The sequence below is a fragment of the Solibacillus kalamii genome (assembly GCF_002174535.1).
Taxonomy (GTDB): Bacteria; Bacillota; Bacilli; order Bacillales_A; family Planococcaceae; genus Solibacillus; species Solibacillus silvestris.
The window spans coordinates 44,217-62,931 of the sequence record NZ_NHNT01000009.1 but is presented as its reverse complement, the minus strand read 5'-3'; the positions used below and the strand labels follow the sequence as shown (position 1 = coordinate 62,931).

Here is an 18,715-nt window from a genome sequence, read left to right as displayed (position 1 = left end):
TATGTTTCGAATTGGACAAGGGTTTGACGTTCACGAATTTGCAGAAGGACGTCCATTAATTTTAGGTGGTATTACAATTCCACATGAGCGCGGTTTAGTAGGTCATTCAGATGCCGATGTACTTTTACATACAGTAACAGACGCGGCATTGGGTGCAATTGGTGAAGGGGATATCGGCCGTCACTTCCCTGATACAGATCCGGAGTGGAAAGATGCAGATTCAGCGAAGTTACTTGAATACATCTGGAAGATGGTTGAAGAGCGCGGATATAAATTAGGCAATGTGGATTGTACGATTATGGCACAGCGTCCGAAAATGGCCCCATATATTTCACAAATGCAAAACCGTATCGCACAACTACTGAATGCGGAACCTTCGCAAGTAAATGTAAAAGCGACAACAACAGAGAAGTTAGGTTTTGTTGGCCGTGAAGAAGGAATTGCAGCAATGGCAACGATTCTTTTAGTAAAAGTATAAAGTGGGATAAAATTGAGGGCGTGTGTCAAAAATCGGCACACGCTACTTTAATTTAATAACTTACAGTGGTAGAATGGTTAAAGTTTAAAAGACATCTATTGTGCCGATATTGGACAATATAATGTCCGTTCATATCCATATAAAAGTAAACTTTTTATATGCGGAAAAGGTAGAGCGTTTTGACGCTAAAATTAGGAGGCAATATTATGACGAAAACAGTTCGCGTTCGTTATGCACCATCGCCAACAGGATTCTTACATATCGGTGGCGCACGTACAGCTTTATTCAATTATTTATATGCAAAACATCACAACGGTACTTTTGTAGTACGTATTGAAGATACAGATATTGAGCGTAATGTAGAGGGTGGGGAAGCTTCTCAACTTGATAACTTACGCTGGTTAGGCATTACTCCAGATGAGTCCGTTGATATCGGTGGCCCATATGCACCTTACCGTCAAATGGAACGTCTTGATATTTATAAAGAGCATGCAGAAAAAATGCTGGAAAACGGACAAGCGTATAAATGTTTCTGTACTTCAGAAGAGCTTGAAGCATCACGCGAAAAACAAAAAGCACAAGGTGTTGCAGCACCTGCATATGATGGAAAATGCCGTCATTTAACAGCAGAGGAAGTTGCAGAAAAAGAGGCTGCTGGTATCCCGCACACAATTCGTATGCGTGTTCCGGAAAATGTTACGTATAAGTTCACTGATTTAGTTCGCGGCGAAGTATCGTTCGAATCAAAAGATATCGGCGACTGGGTACTTGTAAAAGCAAACGGTATTCCAACGTACAATTATGCCGTAGTTCTGGATGACCACTTCATGGAAATTACACATGTATTCCGTGGGGAAGAGCATTTATCAAACACACCAAAACAAATGATGATTTTTGACGCATTCGGATGGGAATATCCGCAATATGGTCATATGACATTAATTGTAAATGAAGAGCGCAAGAAATTATCGAAACGTGATGAATCAATCATCCAGTTCGTTACACAATACAAGGACCTTGGTTACTTACCGGAAGCGATGTTTAACTTCTTTGCATTGCTTGGCTGGTCACCGGAAGGAGAAGAGGAAATCTTCTCACATGACGAATTTGTAAAGCTGTTTGATGAAAAACGCTTATCAAAATCACCATCTATGTTCGATAAAACAAAACTAACATGGATGAACAACCAATATATTAAAAAAATGTCTCATGAAGAGGTAGTTGCTTTAGCATTGCCACACTTGCAAAAAGCAGGCTTACTTCCAGAAGAGCTGTCAGAAGAGCAACATGCATGGGCTTCTGATTTAATCGCGCTTTACCATGAGCAAATGAGCTTCGGTGCAGAAATCGTAGAATTATCGAGCCAATTTTTCACAGAAGAAATTGCATATGATAAAGAAGCAAATGAAGTGTTAGCGGGTGAAACTGTGCCGGCTGTTATGGCTTCATTTAAAACTCAATTAGAAGCTTTAGAAACTTTTGATGCCGCTTCAATTAAAGCGGCGATTAAAGCTGTGCAAAAAGAAACGGGTGTAAAAGGTAAAAATCTGTTTATGCCAATCCGTGTTGTGACGACTGGTCAAACACATGGTCCGGAATTACCGAATGCCATTGCTTTAATCGGCAAGGAAAAAACAATTGCACGTGTTGAAAAATTTGCAAAGTAATCCATTTTGTATCTAGGGAGCTTACTTAACAGTTCTCTAGAATGGATAAAATGATTGATTTTTCTGAAAATAGATGTAAAATGAATATAATTCTATAAGTGATAGCACGTTGAGAAGGAGAAGTACGCTGCGCACCCCTTATTAGAGAGGATCACCACCGGCTGAAAGTGATCCAGGTTAAGGCAAAGCTGAAATGCACCTTTGAGTATTTAACTGAATTTGCAGTAGGTTAAATCGATTTGTCCACGTTACAGGACTTTAAGCGGAAAAAGTATGGCTACTTTTTCAACCAGAGTGGAACCGCGCATCTAGCGTCTCTGTCACCTTCTTTAGGTGATGGAGACGCTTTTTTCATTGGAATGACAAATTAATCCAATAAACATCGAAAAGAGCACTATGAAAAAGGAGAGGCAATATGACGATTCAAATCTTCAATTCGTTGACAAGACAAAAAGAACCATTTATTCCGTTGGAGGAAGGCAAAGTAAAAATGTATGTATGCGGACCGACTGTATACAATTACATTCATATTGGGAATTCCCGTCCGGTAATCGTCTATGATACAGTACGCCGCTATTTACAGTATGCAGGCTATGAGGTGAAATTCGTTTCGAACTTTACCGATGTGGATGACAAAATTATTAAAGCAGCAAATGAATTAGGTGAAGAAACTTCTGTCTTAACAGATCGCTTTATCGCTGCTTACTTTGAAGATATTACGGCGCTTGGATGCCAAAAGGCGGATGCCCATCCACGTGTAACAGAGCATATGGATGATATTATCGAGTTTATAAAAGTGCTGATCGACAAAGGCTACGCATATGAATCCCAAGGCGATGTTTATTATCGTACACGTAAATTCAATGGCTACGGTAAGTTAAGTCACCAATCTATCGATGATTTAAAAGTAGGAGCACGTATTGAAGCCGGCGAGAAAAAGGAAGACCCGTTGGATTTCGCATTATGGAAAGCGGCGAAAGCAGGCGAAATTAAGTGGGCATCACCATGGGGAGAAGGACGTCCAGGATGGCATATTGAGTGTTCTGTAATGGCACGCGAGCATTTAGGTGATACAATCGATATTCACGCAGGCGGACAGGATTTAACATTCCCTCACCATGAAAACGAAATTGCCCAATCTGAAGCGCATAATGATAAAACATTCGCGCGTTATTGGATGCATAACGGCTATATTAATATTGATAATGAAAAAATGTCAAAATCACTGGGCAACTTTATATTAGTGAATGATATCCGCCAGCAAATTGACCCGCAAGTGTTGCGTTTCTTTATGCTGTCTGTTCATTACCGTAATCCGATCAACTTCGCTCAGGACTTAGTGGAAGCAGCGAAAAATGGTTTAGACCGTATTCGTACATCTTATACGAATGTGGAGCACCGTCTCACATCTTCTGCAAGTTTAGGGGATAACAGTGAACAATGGCTTGAAAAAATTGGTCAGATTAAAGTTGATTTCGAAAACGCGATGAATGATGACTTTAATACAGCAAATGCGGTTTCGGCGCTATTTGAACTTTCTCATATTGCCAATGTGTATTTAAACGAAGCAAATACGGATAAAGAAGTATTGCAGGCAATTTTAACGATGTTTGATACAATTGGAAATGTACTAGGTATTCATATAAAAGTAGAAGCAGGCTTACTCGATGAAGAAATCGAGGCATTAATTGAGGAACGTAACCAAGCCCGCAAAAACCGTGATTTCGCTCGTTCAGATGAAATCCGTGACCAGCTGCTGGGCATGGATATTGTGCTTGAAGACACTCGTCAAGGTACACGCTGGAAACGAGGACAGTAAATGCAAAATTTAACACCACATGATGTCATACAGCTAAATGCACTGGCGCTCGCTTATATGGGCGACGCCGTGCTGGAACAAAGAATTCGGGAACATTTAATATTGTCGGGCCGCGCAAAGCCTAACACATTGCATAAAGAGGCGACGAAATATGTTTCGGCCAAGTCCCAGTCCAATATTGTACATCGTATGATCGAAGAAAATTATTTAACAGAAGAAGAGCAAGCTGTTTTCCGCAGAGGACGCAATGCCAAATCAGGATCTGTTCCGAAAAACACAGATGTACGCACATATCGTAATAGCTCAGGATTTGAAGCGGTTTTAGGCTTCCTATTCCTCAGCAATGAACATCATCGCGCAAATGAAATAATCGATTACGCAATCGAAATTGTCGAACAGGCAAAAGGAGTGTAACTATGGCAGAGAAAAGACAGCCAAGTCGTAAACCAAGAGATTTTAAAGGGCGCGATAAAAAAGCAGATACTTTTAAAACTCATGAGAAAAAGCAACAAGAAAAACCGCAATCTGCTCAGGAAGAAGTAACAGGAGAAATGATTGCAGGAAAAAACCCAGTACTTGAAGCACTTCGCTCCGGCCGTGAAATCAATAAGTTATGGATTGCTGAAGGCGTTAAGAAAACGGGTGTACAGGAGTTAATGGACTTAGCGAAAGAGCAAGGTGTCCTCGTGCAGTTTGTACCAAAGCAAAAAGTCGATAAGCTTGCAGAAAATCATCAGGGGATTGTGGCATCGGTCGCGGCATATGACTATGCAGAATTGGATGATTTATTTAACGTAGCGAAGGCAAAAAATGAAGACCCGTTTTTTTTAATATTGGACGAGTTGGAAGATCCGCATAACCTAGGATCGATTATGCGTACGGCAGATGCGATCGGTGCACACGGTATCATTATTCCGAAGCGTCGTGCAGTAGGTTTAACAGCAGTAGTTGCTAAAGCTTCCACAGGTGCTATCGAGCATGTACCTGTTGTGCGTGTGACCAATTTGGCCCAAACGGTGGATGAGCTAAAAGACCGCGGTGTATGGATTGCCGGAACAGATGCAAAAGGTTCGGCAGATTATCGTAAAATGGATGCAACATTACCGCTTGCATTAATTATTGGTAGTGAAGGTAAGGGAATGAGCCGTCTTTTAAAAGATAAATGTGACTTCTTATATCACTTACCAATGGTTGGTCATGTAACATCATTGAATGCTTCCGTAGCAGCGGCATTACTTATGTATGAAGTGTACCGCAAACGACAAGAAGCTAACGGATGAGGTCATGCAGAACATATTGCTAGTAGACGGCTATAACATGATCGGTGCATGGAGTGAGCTTCGTCCGTTACGCGAGCCTCACTTCGAAGATGCACGTGATCGGTTAATTGAACGAATGGCGGAGTATAAAGCGCATACAGGCTGGCGTGTTATTGTTGTATTTGACGCGCATCTTGTTCCGGGCACTGAACAACTTTATATTCAGCATGCCGTGGAAGTGCTTTATACACGTAAAAACGAAACAGCGGACGAGCGCATTGAAAAATTATCGAACGAATTAAAAGGGCGAAAAATCCAAATACACGTCGCAACATCCGATATGACTGAACAAAATGTTGTATTTGGTCATGGTGCATTAAGAAAATCGGCACGTGAGCTTGAAATTGAAATGCAAATTATTCAATCTAAAATTTCATCCAAAGTAAAAGAATCGACCGACGAAAAACCGGCCTCAAGAATCAAGCTATCAAAAGAAGTGGAACTACAGTTTGAAAAATGGAGAAGAGGGCTCAAGTAATAGATTGCCCGTTATTTCCAATTAAGTTATACTATTCCTAATTATTCTAGCGTAACTGAGGTGATTTTCATTGCTTAAAAGTGAGAAGTTACAAATGGTACTACGTTTTGAACATTTGACAGATGAAGAGCTTGTAGAACAAGTGCATCTAGGCAATACAGATGCGTTAGATTTTTTAATTTCAAAATACCGATTGTTTGTTAAGGCGAAAGCGCGGTCGTATTTTTTAATTGGTGCGGACAAAGAAGATATAATTCAAGAAGGAATGATTGGCTTATATAAAGCGATTCGGGATTTTAAAGAGGACAAGCTTGCGTCATTCCGTGCCTTTGCAGAACTTTGCATTACACGGCAAATTATTACGGCAATTAAAACAGCTACTAGACAAAAGCATATTCCGCTAAATTCATATGTTTCTTTAGATAAGCCAATTTATGATGAAGAATCAGAGCGCACACTGATGGATATTATTACGAGTCCTATTTCGGACGATCCTGAGTATTTGATGATTAATCGCGAAGATTATCTTTATTTGGAAGAGAAGATGGGTGAAGTATTAAGCGAACTCGAACAGCAGGTGTTGGTACGTTATTTGGAAGGACAATCCTATAATGAAATTTCTGAAGAATTGGATCGACATGTAAAATCCATTGATAATGCATTACAGCGGGTGAAGCGCAAATTGGAGCGTCATCTTGAACTAAAAGAAATGACTTAAACACCACGAGCCTTTATTGACAGTGGGAAATTTAGGTGTTAGTCTTTAAAGGACAAACTGCCGAAAAGGTGATAAACATGGCAAAGAAAGTCGTTTTAAGTTGTGAAAAATGTGGTTCGAGAAACTACAGTGTCCCGAAAAAAGAAGGGGCAAGCGAGCGTTTAGAACTGAAGAAATTTTGCTCTCACTGTAATGAGCATACAATGCATAAACAAACGTTATAAATGAAAATAGATTAATTCGTTGTTCGGAGGTTAGGCAAAGATGAGTAAAGTAACAAACTTTCTACAAGAAGTCGGCTCAGAAATGCGCAAAACAAGTTGGCCGAAAAGTAAAGAGTTAACGAAGTATACGGTAGTAGTAGTTTCTACAGTTATCGTAATGGCGTTATTCTTTACAGCAATAGATTTAGGAATCTCAGAATTATTCCGTTGGTTCTTGTCTCTGTAAGCTATATCATGTTAATATTTCGAAATAGCCCGTCCATGCCATATAACGGGTTTTTTCATTTGTTAAAAAATGCTGACAGCTTATATTTAAAGAAATAGATTATTGAAGTTTTGTGAACAGGGAAATATATACCCTAACACACTTAATGTAAAGGAGGGACGGACGATTTAGTCCTACCTATATGGAGAAAAATTGGTATGTAGTTCATACGTATTCCGGTTATGAAAACCGAGTAAAAGCAAATCTTGAAAAACGCGTTGAAACGATGGGGATGCAAGATAAAATTTTCCGTGTAATCGTAGCTGAGCATGAAGAAATCGATGTAAAAGAAGACGGCAAGAAAAAAGCAGTAATGCGTAAAATCTTCCCGGGTTACGTTTTAGTAGAATTGATTATGACAGATGACGCTTGGTATGTCGTTCGTAATACACCTGGTGTGACAGGATTTATCGGTTCTTCGGGCGGCGGTGTAAAACCAACTCCTTTATTACCGGAAGAAGCAGAACGTCTGCTTGCACAAATGGGTATGAACGAATCCTTATTAGGTGAAGTTGAGATTTCTGTTGGTGAAGTTGTAGAAGTTCTAGAAGGACCATTTGCACATTTCCAAGGTCGCGTAGAAGAAGTAGATGTGGACAAAGCAAAATTAAAAGTTCTTGTTGATATGTTCGGTCGCGAAACAGTAATGGAGCTAGACTTTAACCAAGTTCAAAAAATATAGAATTATTTATACTTGATTAAGCAATTTAAAAGTGTTATCATTTCAAAGGTCAGACTGTCCAAGTTTTGGGCGTGTGATTATAATTAGTTTTAATGTTATCGGCAAGTTAGCTGACGAACAGATATTTGAGTGGGAGGGGCAACCCAATTACCACATCACGGACTTAAGGAGGTGTGTCTCGTGGCTAAAAAAGTTATTAAAGTTGTAAAACTTCAAATCCCTGCTGGTAAAGCAAACCCAGCGCCACCGGTTGGTCCTGCATTAGGTCAAGCAGGTGTAAACATTATGGGATTCTGTAAAGAATTTAACGCTCGTACTGCTGATCAAGCTGGTCTTATCATTCCAGTTGAAATTTCAGTATTTGAAGACCGTTCATTCACTTTTATTACGAAAACTCCGCCAGCTGCAGTATTACTTAAAGTAGCTGCTGGTATCCAATCTGGATCTGGTGAACCAAATCGTAAAAAAGTTGCAACGGTTAAACGTGATAAAGTTCGCGAAATCGCTGAACAAAAAATGCCAGACCTTAACGCTGCTTCAGTTGAAGCTGCTATGTTAATGGTTGAAGGTACTGCGCGAAGCATGGGTATTACGATCGAAGACTAATCCCATCTTCAACACTTGATGATGTTTTTGTTTTTGGAAGGTTGCTGCACTCGGATACTTGTTTGATGAGTGCGCAACCTTTATTCGTGGGAGGTCAAATCCGTTACAACCACAATCAAGGAGGAAATTATAATGGCTAAAAAAGGTAAAAAACTGCAAGAAGCAGCTAAATTAATCGACCGCGCTACTTTATACTCTGTAGAAGAAGCAGTAGCATTAGCGCAAAAAACAAGCACAGTAAACTTTGATGCAACTGTAGAAGTAGCATTCAAATTAGGTATCGATACTCGTAAAAACGACCAACAAATCCGTGGTGCGGTAGTATTACCACACGGTACTGGTAAAACTCAACGCGTATTAGTTTTCGCTAAAGGCGAAAAACTTAAAGAAGCAGAAGCTGCTGGCGCAGACTATGTAGGCGATGCAGAATACATCCAAAAAATCCAACAAGGTTGGTTTGATTTCGATGTAATCGTTGCAACTCCTGACATGATGGGTGAAGTCGGTAAATTAGGTCGTGTATTAGGTCCTAAAGGTTTAATGCCAAACCCTAAAACAGGTACAGTTACATTTGACGTAACAAAAGCAATCGAAGAAATCAAAGCTGGTAAAGTAGAGTACCGTGCTGAAAAGTCTGGTATTATCCACGCACCAATCGGTAAAGTTTCTTTCGATACAGAAAAATTAGTAGAAAACTTCTTAGCTGTATTTGAAGTAGTTCAAAAAGCTAAGCCAGCTGCAGCAAAAGGAACTTACATGAAGTCTGTAAACGTTACAACTACAATGGGTCCTGCTGTAAAAGTTGACGCTGCTAACGTAACAGTTAAATAATTTCCGATTTTATAAAAATCGTAAAATAAAATTTGTTGACAACGCGCTTCTTACTTGGTAAGATGAGTGCTGTTGTGAATCATCCATTTGTACCGTAGACAGTAGGGGTGCCATATGCACTTAATGATCCTACCGAGGACATAGGAGTTCGGATTCTTTTTAAGATGATGTACTTTCAGCCTCTATGTCTATTTTGATGTAGAGGCTTTTCTTTGTCGGTATAAATGACTCATTCTAATAGGAGGTGTCATCATGAGCAAAGCAATCGAAACTAAAAAAGTTCACGTTCAAGAAATCGCTGAAAAATTCTCAGCTGCTGCTTCTATCGTAGTAGTAGATTACCGTGGTTTAACTGTAGCGCAAGTAACAGAATTACGTAAGCAATTACGTGAAGCTGGTGTTGAGTTCAAAGTATACAAAAACACTTTAACTCGCCGTGCTGCTGAAACTGCTGGTTTAGAAGGAATCAATGAATTCTTAACTGGTCCAAACGCTATCGCATTCTCTAACGAGGACGTAGTAGCTCCTGCTAAAATTATTAACGAATTCGCTAAGAAAAACGAAGCGTTAGAAATTAAAGCTGGTATTATCGAAGGTACTGTGGCATCAGTGGAAGACGTTAAAGCTCTTGCAGAACTTCCATCTCGCGAAGGTCTATTATCAATGCTTTTATCTGTACTTCAAGCTCCAGTGCGCAACTTCGCACTTGCAACAAAAGCTGTTGCAGAACAAAAAGAAGAGCAAGGCGCTTAATAGCAGCCTCATAACTTCAAAAATCAGGCAAATTGCCTAAAACTAATAAACATTCCATAGGAGGAAATTAAAATGAACAATGAACAAATCTTAGAAGCTATCAAAGCTATGACAGTTCTAGAGTTAAACGATTTAGTAAAAGCAATCGAAGAAGAATTCGGTGTAACAGCTGCTGCTCCAGTAGCAGTAGTTGCTGGCGGTGCTGCTGCAGCTGAAGAAAAAACTGAGTTTGACGTAGTATTAGCTTCTGCTGGTGGAGAAAAAATCAAAGTAATCAAAGTGGTTCGTGAAATCACTGGTTTAGGCTTAAAAGAAGCTAAAGAAGTTGTTGATAACGCTCCTAAAGCTCTTAAAGAAGGCGTTTCTAAAGACGAAGCTGAAGCTATCAAAGCTAAACTTGAAGAAGTTGGCGCTTCAGTAGAAGTTAAATAATTTTAGTTTAACTTTAATTGCTAAGCTATGAGCTTAGTTTAATAAGGAAAGCTCGTCACAATTTTGCGGCGGGCTTTTCTTTATTAACTTTTGTGGATATGAAAATATTGATTTTTATAGTAACCCACATGAAAAGACATCATTTTGCACAAATTAGCGCAAAATGTATTTTTTCTAAGGAGGCGTGTTGCATGTCTGAACATTATTATTCAAATAAGCCTCAAACTGAGAGTAAACCACGCCAATGGAAATTCACTTTATTAGGCAATACATTTACGTTTGAAACGGATACGGGTGTATTCAGTAAAAGCGAAGTAGATTTTGGTTCCCGTGTACTAATCGATGTGTTTGAAATGCCTAAAATTGATGGTGTTTTGCTTGATGTAGGTTGTGGCTATGGACCAATCGGATTATCGATTGCAAAAAACAACCCTGATCGTGAAGTTTACATGATGGATATAAATTCACGAGCGGTTAGTTTGTCTCAAAAAAATGCCCAGCTTAACGGGGTTCAAAATGTACGTATTTTTGAAAGCGATGGATTAGCGGCTGTAGAACCTGAAACGAAAGTGGCTGCTGTATTAACAAATCCTCCGATTCGTGCCGGTAAAGAAACGATCTTTAAGTTTTATGACGGTGCATATGAATTGTTGGAGGAAAATGGTGAGCTGTGGATTGTTATTCAGAAGAAGCAAGGCGCTCCATCAACTATGAGTCATTTAGAAGGAATGTTTTCAGAAGTAGATGTCGTTGAGAAGAAAAAAGGATATTGGATTATTCGTGCAAAAAAATAAGTAAGATTAGTTTCCAATATTGACTTGACAAATCGAGTATGATAACATAATAAAATGCAAAATTATTATTTTGAGGTAGTATGCCCTTTTGCATTAAATATTCAAAGTTACGGGTATACTGCTAAGAATAAGTTAAGTTTAACCGAAAATGAGGTTTAAAAAAAGTCTCGTTTTCTTTTTGTCTTTCGAAATCATACACTATTTGTATGTTTTTGCAAAGACCTATTATCGCTTTATTGAGGGGTGAATGAGTTGACAGGTCAACTAGTTCAGTACGGACAACACCGCCAGCGTAGAAGCTTTGCGCGTATTAGTGAGGTGCTGGAACTTCCGAATCTAATCGAAATCCAAACAGCATCTTATGAGTGGTTCCTTGAAGAAGGGTTGCGCGAGATGTTCCACGACATTTCTCCAATCGAAGATTTTACAGGTAATCTTTCATTAGAATTCGTCGACTATACTTTAGGAGAACCTAAGTATGATGTGGATGAATGTAAAGAGCGTGACGTTACTTATGCTGCACCATTACGTGTAAAAGTACGTTTGCACAACAAAGAAACAAACGAAGTGAAAGAGCAAGACGTCTTTATGGGTGATTTCCCATTAATGACGGAAACAGGTACGTTTATTATTAACGGTGCTGAGCGTGTTATTGTTTCACAGTTAGTTCGTTCTCCAAGTGTATACTTCCACGAAAAAACGGATAAAAACGGTAAAAAAGGCTTTGGTGCAACGGTTATTCCAAACCGTGGTGCATGGCTTGAATATGAAACAGATGCTAAAGACGTTGTTTATGTACGTATCGATCGTACACGTAAATTACCAGTAACGGTGCTTTTACGTGCATTAGGTTTTGGCTCGGATCAAGAAATTTTAGATATCATTGGCGACAATGAATATTTACGTAATACGTTAGAAAAAGATAACACGGAAGGTACTGAAAAGGCCCTTCTTGAAATCTATGAACGCTTACGTCCAGGTGAACCACCAACAGTTGAGTCTGCGAAGAACTTATTATATTCTCGCTTCTTCGATGCAAAACGCTATGATTTAGCGAATGTTGGTCGTTACAAAATGAACAAAAAGCTTCATATCAAAAATCGTTTATTCAACCAAACTATTGCAGAAACGTTAGTGGATCCTGATACAGGGGAAATTATCGTAGAAGCAGGTACATTATTAGACCGCCGTAATTTGGATAAGTTAATTCCTTATTTAGAAAGTGGTGTCGGTTTCCGTACATTAAACCAAGTTGGTGGTGTATTGGAAGATGATATTACAATTCAGTCGGTTAAAATCTTTGCACCAAATGATGAAGCGCAAAAAGAAATTAATGTTATTTCAAACGCCTATGTAGATGAAGAAGTGAAAAATATTACTCCAGCCGATGTATTGGCATCAGTATCATACTTCTTCAACTTATTATATGACGTTGGTAATACAGATGATATTGACCATTTAGGTAACCGCCGTTTACGTTCTGTTGGCGAATTACTACAAAACCAATTCCGTATTGGTTTATCTCGTATGGAGCGTGTAGTACGTGAGCGTATGTCAATTAACGACACAGCAGCAATCGTACCACAGCAATTAATCAATATCCGTCCTGTTATCGCTTCAATTAAAGAGTTCTTCGGTAGCTCTCAATTGTCTCAATTCATGGACCAAACAAACCCGTTAGCAGAATTAACGCATAAGCGTCGTCTATCTGCATTAGGGCCTGGTGGTTTAACACGTGAGCGTGCTGGTATGGAAGTACGTGACGTTCACTACTCTCACTATGGTCGTATGTGTCCGATCGAGACGCCTGAGGGACCAAATATCGGTCTTATTAACTCATTATCTTCTTTCGCAAAAGTTAACAAGTTTGGCTTCATTGAAACTCCTTACCGCCGTGTTGATCCAGAAACAGGTGCTGTAACGAGTGAAATCCATTACTTAACTGCTGATGAAGAAGATAACTATGTAGTAGCACAAGCGAACTCAATCTTAAATGAAGACGGTACTTTCGCGAATGAAGAAGTTGTTGGACGTTTCCGTGGTGACAACACTGTATTCTCTAAAGACCGCATCGACTACATGGATGTATCGCCTAAACAAGTAGTATCTGCTGCGACAGCATGTATTCCGTTCTTAGAAAACGACGACTCAAACCGTGCGTTAATGGGAGCGAACATGCAACGTCAAGCTGTTCCATTACTATATCCAAACGCACCATTCGTTGGTACGGGTATGGAACACGTAGATGCACGTGATTCTGGTGCTGCTGTAGTTGCCAAATTCGATGGTATTGTTGAACATGTAGAAGCACGTTCAATTCACGTACGTCGTATTGAAGTAGTAGATGGCAAAGAAGTTAAAGGCGATCTAACAAAATATAAATTACAAAAATTCATTCGTTCTAACCAAGGTACTTCTTATAACCAACGTCCAATCGTAAAAGTTGGCGACCGTGTAAAACCTCGTGATATTTTAGCTGATGGTCCATCTATGGAAAAAGGCGAATTAGCACTTGGTCAAAACGTACTTGTTGCGTTCATGACATGGGACGGCTTCAACTACGAGGATGCTGTAATTATGAGCGAACGCCTTGTTAAAGACGATGTATATACTTCTGTTCATATTGAAGAATATGAATCAGAGTCTCGTGATACAAAGCTTGGACCTGAAGAAATCACACGTGATATTCCAAACGTGGGTGAAGATGCACTTCGTAACTTGGACGACCGCGGAATTATCCGTATCGGTGCAGAAGTTCGCGATGGTGATATTCTAGTAGGTAAAGTTACGCCTAAAGGAGTTACAGAGTTAACTGCGGAAGAGCGTTTATTACATGCTATCTTCGGTGAAAAAGCTCGTGAAGTACGTGATACGTCTCTACGTGTACCACACGGAGCTGGCGGTATCATTTTAGATGTTAAAGTATTCAACCGTGAAGACGGCGATGAATTACCACCAGGTGTAAACCAACTAGTTCGTGCTTATATTGTTCAAAAACGTAAAATCCGCGTTGGTGACAAAATGGCCGGACGTCACGGTAACAAAGGTGTAATTTCACGTATCTTACCGGAAGAGGATATGCCGTTCATGCCGGACGGAACTCCAGTTGATATCATGCTTAACCCACTAGGGGTACCTTCACGTATGAACATCGGACAAGTGCTTGAGCTACACTTAGGTATGGCTTCACGTTACTTAGGTATTCATATGGCTTCACCAGTATTCGATGGTGCCAACGAAGCCGATGTTTGGGAAACGATGGAAGAAGCTGGTATGAACCGTGATGGTAAAACAATTCTTTATGATGGACGTTCAGGTGAGCCGTTCGATAGCCGTGTTTCTGTTGGTATCATGTACATGATCAAACTAGCGCACATGGTTGACGATAAACTTCATGCACGTTCAACTGGACCTTACTCATTAGTAACGCAACAGCCGCTTGGTGGTAAAGCACAATTCGGTGGTCAGCGCTTTGGTGAGATGGAGGTTTGGGCACTTGAAGCATACGGTGCAGCATACACGTTACAAGAGATTTTAACTGTAAAATCGGATGACGTTGTAGGTCGTGTGAAAACATACGAAGCAATCGTAAAAGGTGAAAGTGTTCCAGAACCAGGTGTTCCAGAATCATTTAAAGTATTAATTAAAGAACTTCAATCATTAGGTATGGATGTGAAGATGCTTACAATCAACGACGAGGAAGTGGAATTACGCGACCTTGACGATGAAGATGAAGTAGCTGCACCTGTCGAACGATCTAATGATAAAGAAGAAGACCCAGTAGAATCATTTGAATAACTTCAATTGAATCGGGCAGGTATATGCCCTGCCCGATTTTTCTTATATTTTAGATGCAAGTTTCATTATGGCCTAATATGAAATTTTGTAAGTGTAGAGCTACATTAAAAGTCATTTACGACTTATAACTAAAGGGAGGTAGGCTCCTTGATCGATGTTAATGAATTTGAATATATGAAAATTGGTTTAGCTTCACCTGACAAGATCCGTTCTTGGTCATACGGAGAAGTAAAAAAACCAGAGACAATTAACTACCGTACATTAAAACCAGAAAAAGATGGTCTATTCTGTGAACGTATTTTTGGACCAACTAAAGACTGGGAATGTCACTGTGGTAAATATAAGCGCGTACGTTATAAAGGTGTCGTTTGTGACCGCTGTGGCGTAGAAGTAACGCGTTCGAAAGTTCGCCGTGAACGTCAAGGACATATCGAACTAGCAGCACCTGTATCACATATTTGGTACTTCAAAGGTATTCCAAGCCGTATGGGTCTTATTTTAGATATGTCTCCACGTGCATTGGAAGAAGTAATTTACTTTGCTTCATATGTAGTAATCGAGCCAGGTCAAACGTCTTTAGGCTATAAAGACTTACTTTCTGAAAAAGAATACCGTGCATACCGTGAAAAGTATGGCAGTGAATTCGAAGCAGCAATGGGTGCTGAAGCCATTAAACGTCTTTTAGAAAAAATTGACTTAGAAGATGAAACACAAGTTTTAAAAGAAGAGTTAAAATCTGCACAGGGCCAACGCCGTACACGTGCGATTAAACGTTTAGAAGTAGTAGAGTCATTCCGTAACTCAGGCAACAAACCAGAGTGGATGATTTTAGATGTACTACCGGTAATTCCGCCAGAGCTTCGTCCGATGGTGCAATTAGATGGTGGACGTTTTGCTACATCTGACTTAAATGACCTTTACCGTCGTGTTATTAACCGTAACAACCGTTTAAAACGTTTACTTGACCTTGGTGCACCAAGCATTATCGTTCAAAACGAGAAACGTATGTTACAAGAAGCGGTTGACGCATTAATCGATAATGGTCGTCGTGGTCGTCCTGTAACAGGTCCTGGTAACCGTCCTTTAAAATCACTTTCACATATGCTGAAAGGGAAACAAGGTCGTTTCCGTCAAAACTTACTTGGTAAACGTGTAGACTACTCTGGTCGTTCGGTTATCGTAGTAGGTCCTAACTTAAAAATGTACCAATGTGGTCTTCCAAAAGAAATGGCAATCGAACTGTTCAAACCTTTCGTAATGAAAGAGTTAGTGGAACGTGGCCTTGCCCATAACATCAAGAGTGCAAAACGTAAAATTGAGCGTTTACACAATGAAGTTTGGGACGTATTAGAAGATGTAATTCGTGAGCATCCGGTATTACTTAACCGTGCACCGACATTACACCGTCTTGGTATCCAAGCATTCGAGCCTACACTAGTAGAAGGCCGTGCAATCCGTCTTCACCCATTAGTATGTACAGCTTATAACGCTGACTTCGATGGTGACCAAATGGCGGTTCACGTTCCATTATCAGCTGAGGCACAAGCAGAAGCCCGTTTACTTATGTTAGCGGCACAAAACATCCTTAACCCGAAAGACGGGAAACCAGTAGTAACTCCATCTCAGGATATGGTATTAGGTAACTATTACTTAACACTTGAGCGTGAAGGTGCTCGTGGTGAAGGTGCTGTATTTAATGATTCAAACGAAGTGTTAATCGCCTACCAAAACGGTCATGTACATTTACACTCTCGTATTGCGATTAAAGCAAGCTCATTAAATAACCCGACATTTACAGAAGAACAAAATAAAATGTTCCTATTATCGACTGTAGGTAAAGTAATCTTCAATGAAATTTTACCACGCTCATTCCCTTATATTAATGAGCCGACTTCAGTCAACTTAGAGCAAAAAACACCTGAAAAGTACTTCGTGAACTTAACAATTGACGAAGAGTTACTGAAAGAAATCGAAGCAACAGAAGGCTATGCTGATTTATCTGAATTAGAAAAAATTGAAGCACAACGCCGTGCTATGTTAGCGAAGCACTTCACAAATATGCCTGTAGTAGATCCTTTCCGTAAAAAATTCTTAGGGAATGTTATTGCTGAAGTATTTAAAGAGTTCCACATTACAGAAACTTCTAAGATGCTTGACCGCATGAAAAACTTAGGTTTCAAATATTCTACTCGTGCAGGTATTACAGTAGGTGTATCTGACATCGTCGTATTACCGGATAAAGGCGTAATCCTTGAGGAAGCCCAAAGCAAAGTAGATAAAGTAATGATCCAGTTCCGCCGTGGTTTAATTACTGAGGAAGAGCGTTATAACCGAGTTATTAACGTATGGACAGCTGCGAAAGATGAAATTCAAGGCAAGCTGATGAAATCTTTACAAAAAACTAACCCGATCTTCATGATGTCTGACTCTGGTGCCCGTGGTAACGCATCGAACTTTACACAGTTAGCTGGTATGCGTGGTCTGATGGCCAACCCGGCTGGTCGTATCATCGAGTTACCAATCAAGTCTTCATTCCGTGAAGGTTTAACAGTATTAGAGTACTTCATCTCTACACACGGTGCGCGTAAAGGTCTTGCCGATACAGCACTAAAAACTGCCGATTCAGGTTACTTAACTCGTCGTTTAGTAGACGTAGCACAAGATGTTATCGTTCGTGAAGACGACTGTGGTACTGACCGCGGTTTATTAATCGGTTCATTAATGGAAGGAAACGAATTGATTGAAGCGTTAGACGAACGTATTGTTGGTCGTTACGTGAAGAAAACAGTTCGCCATCCAGAAACAGGAGCTGTTATTGTAGAGCGTGATGGTTTAATTACACAAGATATTGCTCGCGTAATCGATGATGCAAATATCAAAGAAATTACAATCCGTTCTGCATTTACATGTAATACAAAACACGGTGTATGTAAAAAATGTTACGGTATGAACTTAGCTACTGGTGAAGGGGTAGAAGTTGGTGAAGCAGTTGGTATTATTGCTGCACAATCTATCGGTGAACCAGGTACACAGTTAACGATGCGTACATTCCATACTGGTGGGGTAGCCGGTAATGATATTACACAAGGTCTTCCACGTATCCAGGAAATTTTCGAGGCGCGTAACCCTAAAGGTCAAGCAGTCATTTCTGAAATTACTGGTACAGTGATCGAAATTGAAGAAATTCGTGAAGGTCTTAAAGAAGTAACGATCCAAGGTGATGTGGAAACACGTAAATACCAAGCACCTTACAACGCGCGTCTAAAAGTAGCAGAAGGCGACACAATTATAGCGGGTCAAACATTATCTGAAGGTTCTATCGATCCGAAGCAATTATTAAAAGTTAAAGATGTATCGACAGTTCAAGAATATTTATTAAAAGAAGTACAGAAAGTATACCGTATGCAAGGGGTAGAAATCGGAGACAAACACATCGAAGTAATGGTTCGCCAAATGCTTCGTAAAGTGCGTGTGATTGAAGCAGGTGACACTGAGTTATTACCAGGTTCACTTCTTGATATTCACCAATTCTCTGAGGCGAATGCTGAAGCCGTACTTAGCGGGAAAACACCAGCAACTTGCCGTCCTGTCATTTTAGGTATTACAAAAGCTTCTCTTGAAACAGAATCATTCTTATCAGCTGCATCATTCCAAGAAACAACACGTGTGTTAACGGATGCTGCAATTAAAGGTAAACGTGATGAGCTTCTAGGTCTGAAGGAAAACGTAATTATCGGTAAACTAGTTCCGGCTGGTACAGGTATGCAACGTTACCGTCAAATCCGTATGGAGCAAGAAGAATCAGCAGAAGTAACTACAGCTGAATAGCAGTATTTAATGAAGAGATCCCC

17 protein-coding genes and 2 other annotated features are annotated in these 18,715 nt (G+C 39.9%); all 17 genes read left to right on the top strand.

What is annotated here, in order from left to right:
• Position 1 precedes the first annotated feature (1 nt).
• The 17 genes from ispF (at position 2) to rpoC (ending at position 18,692) form a co-directional block, all read left to right on the top strand.
• Positions 2-478, top strand: a complete 477-nt coding sequence (gene ispF, locus CBM15_RS13165; RefSeq protein WP_087617870.1) for a 2-C-methyl-D-erythritol 2,4-cyclodiphosphate synthase — start codon at positions 2-4, stop codon at positions 476-478.
• Positions 479-684: 206 nt separating this feature from the next.
• On the top strand, positions 685-2,145 hold the full coding sequence (gltX, locus tag CBM15_RS13160; protein WP_087617869.1) for a glutamate--tRNA ligase: 1,461 nt from the start codon (positions 685-687) through the stop codon (positions 2,143-2,145).
• A gap of 100 nt (positions 2,146-2,245) precedes the next feature.
• Positions 2,246-2,467: a binding site (T-box leader), on the top strand.
• 93 nt (positions 2,468-2,560) lie between these two features.
• Entirely contained in the window at positions 2,561-3,964 is a 1,404-nt protein-coding gene (gene cysS / locus CBM15_RS13155) for a cysteine--tRNA ligase (protein ID WP_087617868.1), read from the top strand.
• Positions 3,965-4,378, top strand: coding sequence for a Mini-ribonuclease 3 (locus tag CBM15_RS13150; RefSeq protein WP_008407010.1), 414 nt, complete (start codon positions 3,965-3,967; stop codon positions 4,376-4,378). It abuts the gene before it with no gap.
• A 2-nt stretch (positions 4,379-4,380) separates the two neighbouring features.
• Positions 4,381-5,244 (top strand): 23S rRNA (guanosine(2251)-2'-O)-methyltransferase RlmB, encoded by an 864-nt coding sequence (rlmB, locus tag CBM15_RS13145; RefSeq protein WP_087617867.1) that lies wholly within the window; start codon positions 4,381-4,383, stop codon positions 5,242-5,244.
• A gap of 4 nt (positions 5,245-5,248) precedes the next feature.
• Positions 5,249-5,761, top strand: coding sequence for an NYN domain-containing protein (locus CBM15_RS13140; protein WP_008407006.1), 513 nt, complete (start codon positions 5,249-5,251; stop codon positions 5,759-5,761).
• Positions 5,762-5,855: 94 nt separating this feature from the next.
• The gene (gene sigH, locus CBM15_RS13135) at positions 5,856-6,479 is read left to right on the top strand and encodes an RNA polymerase sporulation sigma factor SigH (RefSeq protein WP_169797433.1); all 624 of its coding nucleotides are present in this window, start codon (positions 5,856-5,858) and stop codon (positions 6,477-6,479) included.
• A 77-nt stretch (positions 6,480-6,556) separates the two neighbouring features.
• A complete protein-coding gene (rpmG, locus tag CBM15_RS13130; RefSeq protein ID WP_039967164.1) occupies positions 6,557-6,703 on the top strand; it encodes a 50S ribosomal protein L33 in 147 nt (48 codons plus the stop codon).
• A 40-nt stretch (positions 6,704-6,743) separates the two neighbouring features.
• Positions 6,744-6,929, top strand: coding sequence for a preprotein translocase subunit SecE (gene secE, locus CBM15_RS13125; RefSeq protein ID WP_008407002.1), 186 nt, complete (start codon positions 6,744-6,746; stop codon positions 6,927-6,929).
• 181 nt (positions 6,930-7,110) lie between these two features.
• Entirely contained in the window at positions 7,111-7,650 is a 540-nt protein-coding gene (nusG, locus tag CBM15_RS13120; RefSeq protein ID WP_008407000.1) for a transcription termination/antitermination protein NusG, read from the top strand.
• 180 nt (positions 7,651-7,830) lie between these two features.
• The gene (gene rplK / locus CBM15_RS13115; RefSeq protein ID WP_008406998.1) at positions 7,831-8,256 is read left to right on the top strand and encodes a 50S ribosomal protein L11; all 426 of its coding nucleotides are present in this window, start codon (positions 7,831-7,833) and stop codon (positions 8,254-8,256) included.
• Positions 8,257-8,388: 132 nt separating this feature from the next.
• Positions 8,389-9,087, top strand: a complete 699-nt coding sequence (gene rplA / locus CBM15_RS13110; protein ID WP_087617866.1) for a 50S ribosomal protein L1 — start codon at positions 8,389-8,391, stop codon at positions 9,085-9,087.
• Between the two features lie 74 nt (positions 9,088-9,161).
• Positions 9,162-9,307 (top strand) — a sequence feature (ribosomal protein L10 leader region).
• A gap of 32 nt (positions 9,308-9,339) precedes the next feature.
• Positions 9,340-9,840, top strand: coding sequence for a 50S ribosomal protein L10 (rplJ, locus tag CBM15_RS13105; RefSeq protein WP_087617865.1), 501 nt, complete (start codon positions 9,340-9,342; stop codon positions 9,838-9,840).
• A 72-nt stretch (positions 9,841-9,912) separates the two neighbouring features.
• Positions 9,913-10,272 carry a 50S ribosomal protein L7/L12 gene (gene rplL / locus CBM15_RS13100; protein WP_008406994.1) on the top strand — a complete coding sequence of 120 codons (360 nt, stop codon included), beginning with the start codon at positions 9,913-9,915 and terminating at the stop codon, positions 10,270-10,272.
• Between the two features lie 191 nt (positions 10,273-10,463).
• The gene (locus CBM15_RS13095) at positions 10,464-11,066 is read left to right on the top strand and encodes a class I SAM-dependent methyltransferase (protein WP_087617864.1); all 603 of its coding nucleotides are present in this window, start codon (positions 10,464-10,466) and stop codon (positions 11,064-11,066) included.
• A gap of 243 nt (positions 11,067-11,309) precedes the next feature.
• The gene (gene rpoB, locus CBM15_RS13090; protein ID WP_173364513.1) at positions 11,310-14,864 is read left to right on the top strand and encodes a DNA-directed RNA polymerase subunit beta; all 3,555 of its coding nucleotides are present in this window, start codon (positions 11,310-11,312) and stop codon (positions 14,862-14,864) included.
• A 147-nt stretch (positions 14,865-15,011) separates the two neighbouring features.
• Positions 15,012-18,692: a DNA-directed RNA polymerase subunit beta' gene (rpoC, locus tag CBM15_RS13085; RefSeq protein WP_087617863.1), complete on the top strand. Its 3,681-nt coding sequence runs from the start codon at positions 15,012-15,014 to the stop codon at positions 18,690-18,692.
• Positions 18,693-18,715: the final 23 nt, after the last annotated feature.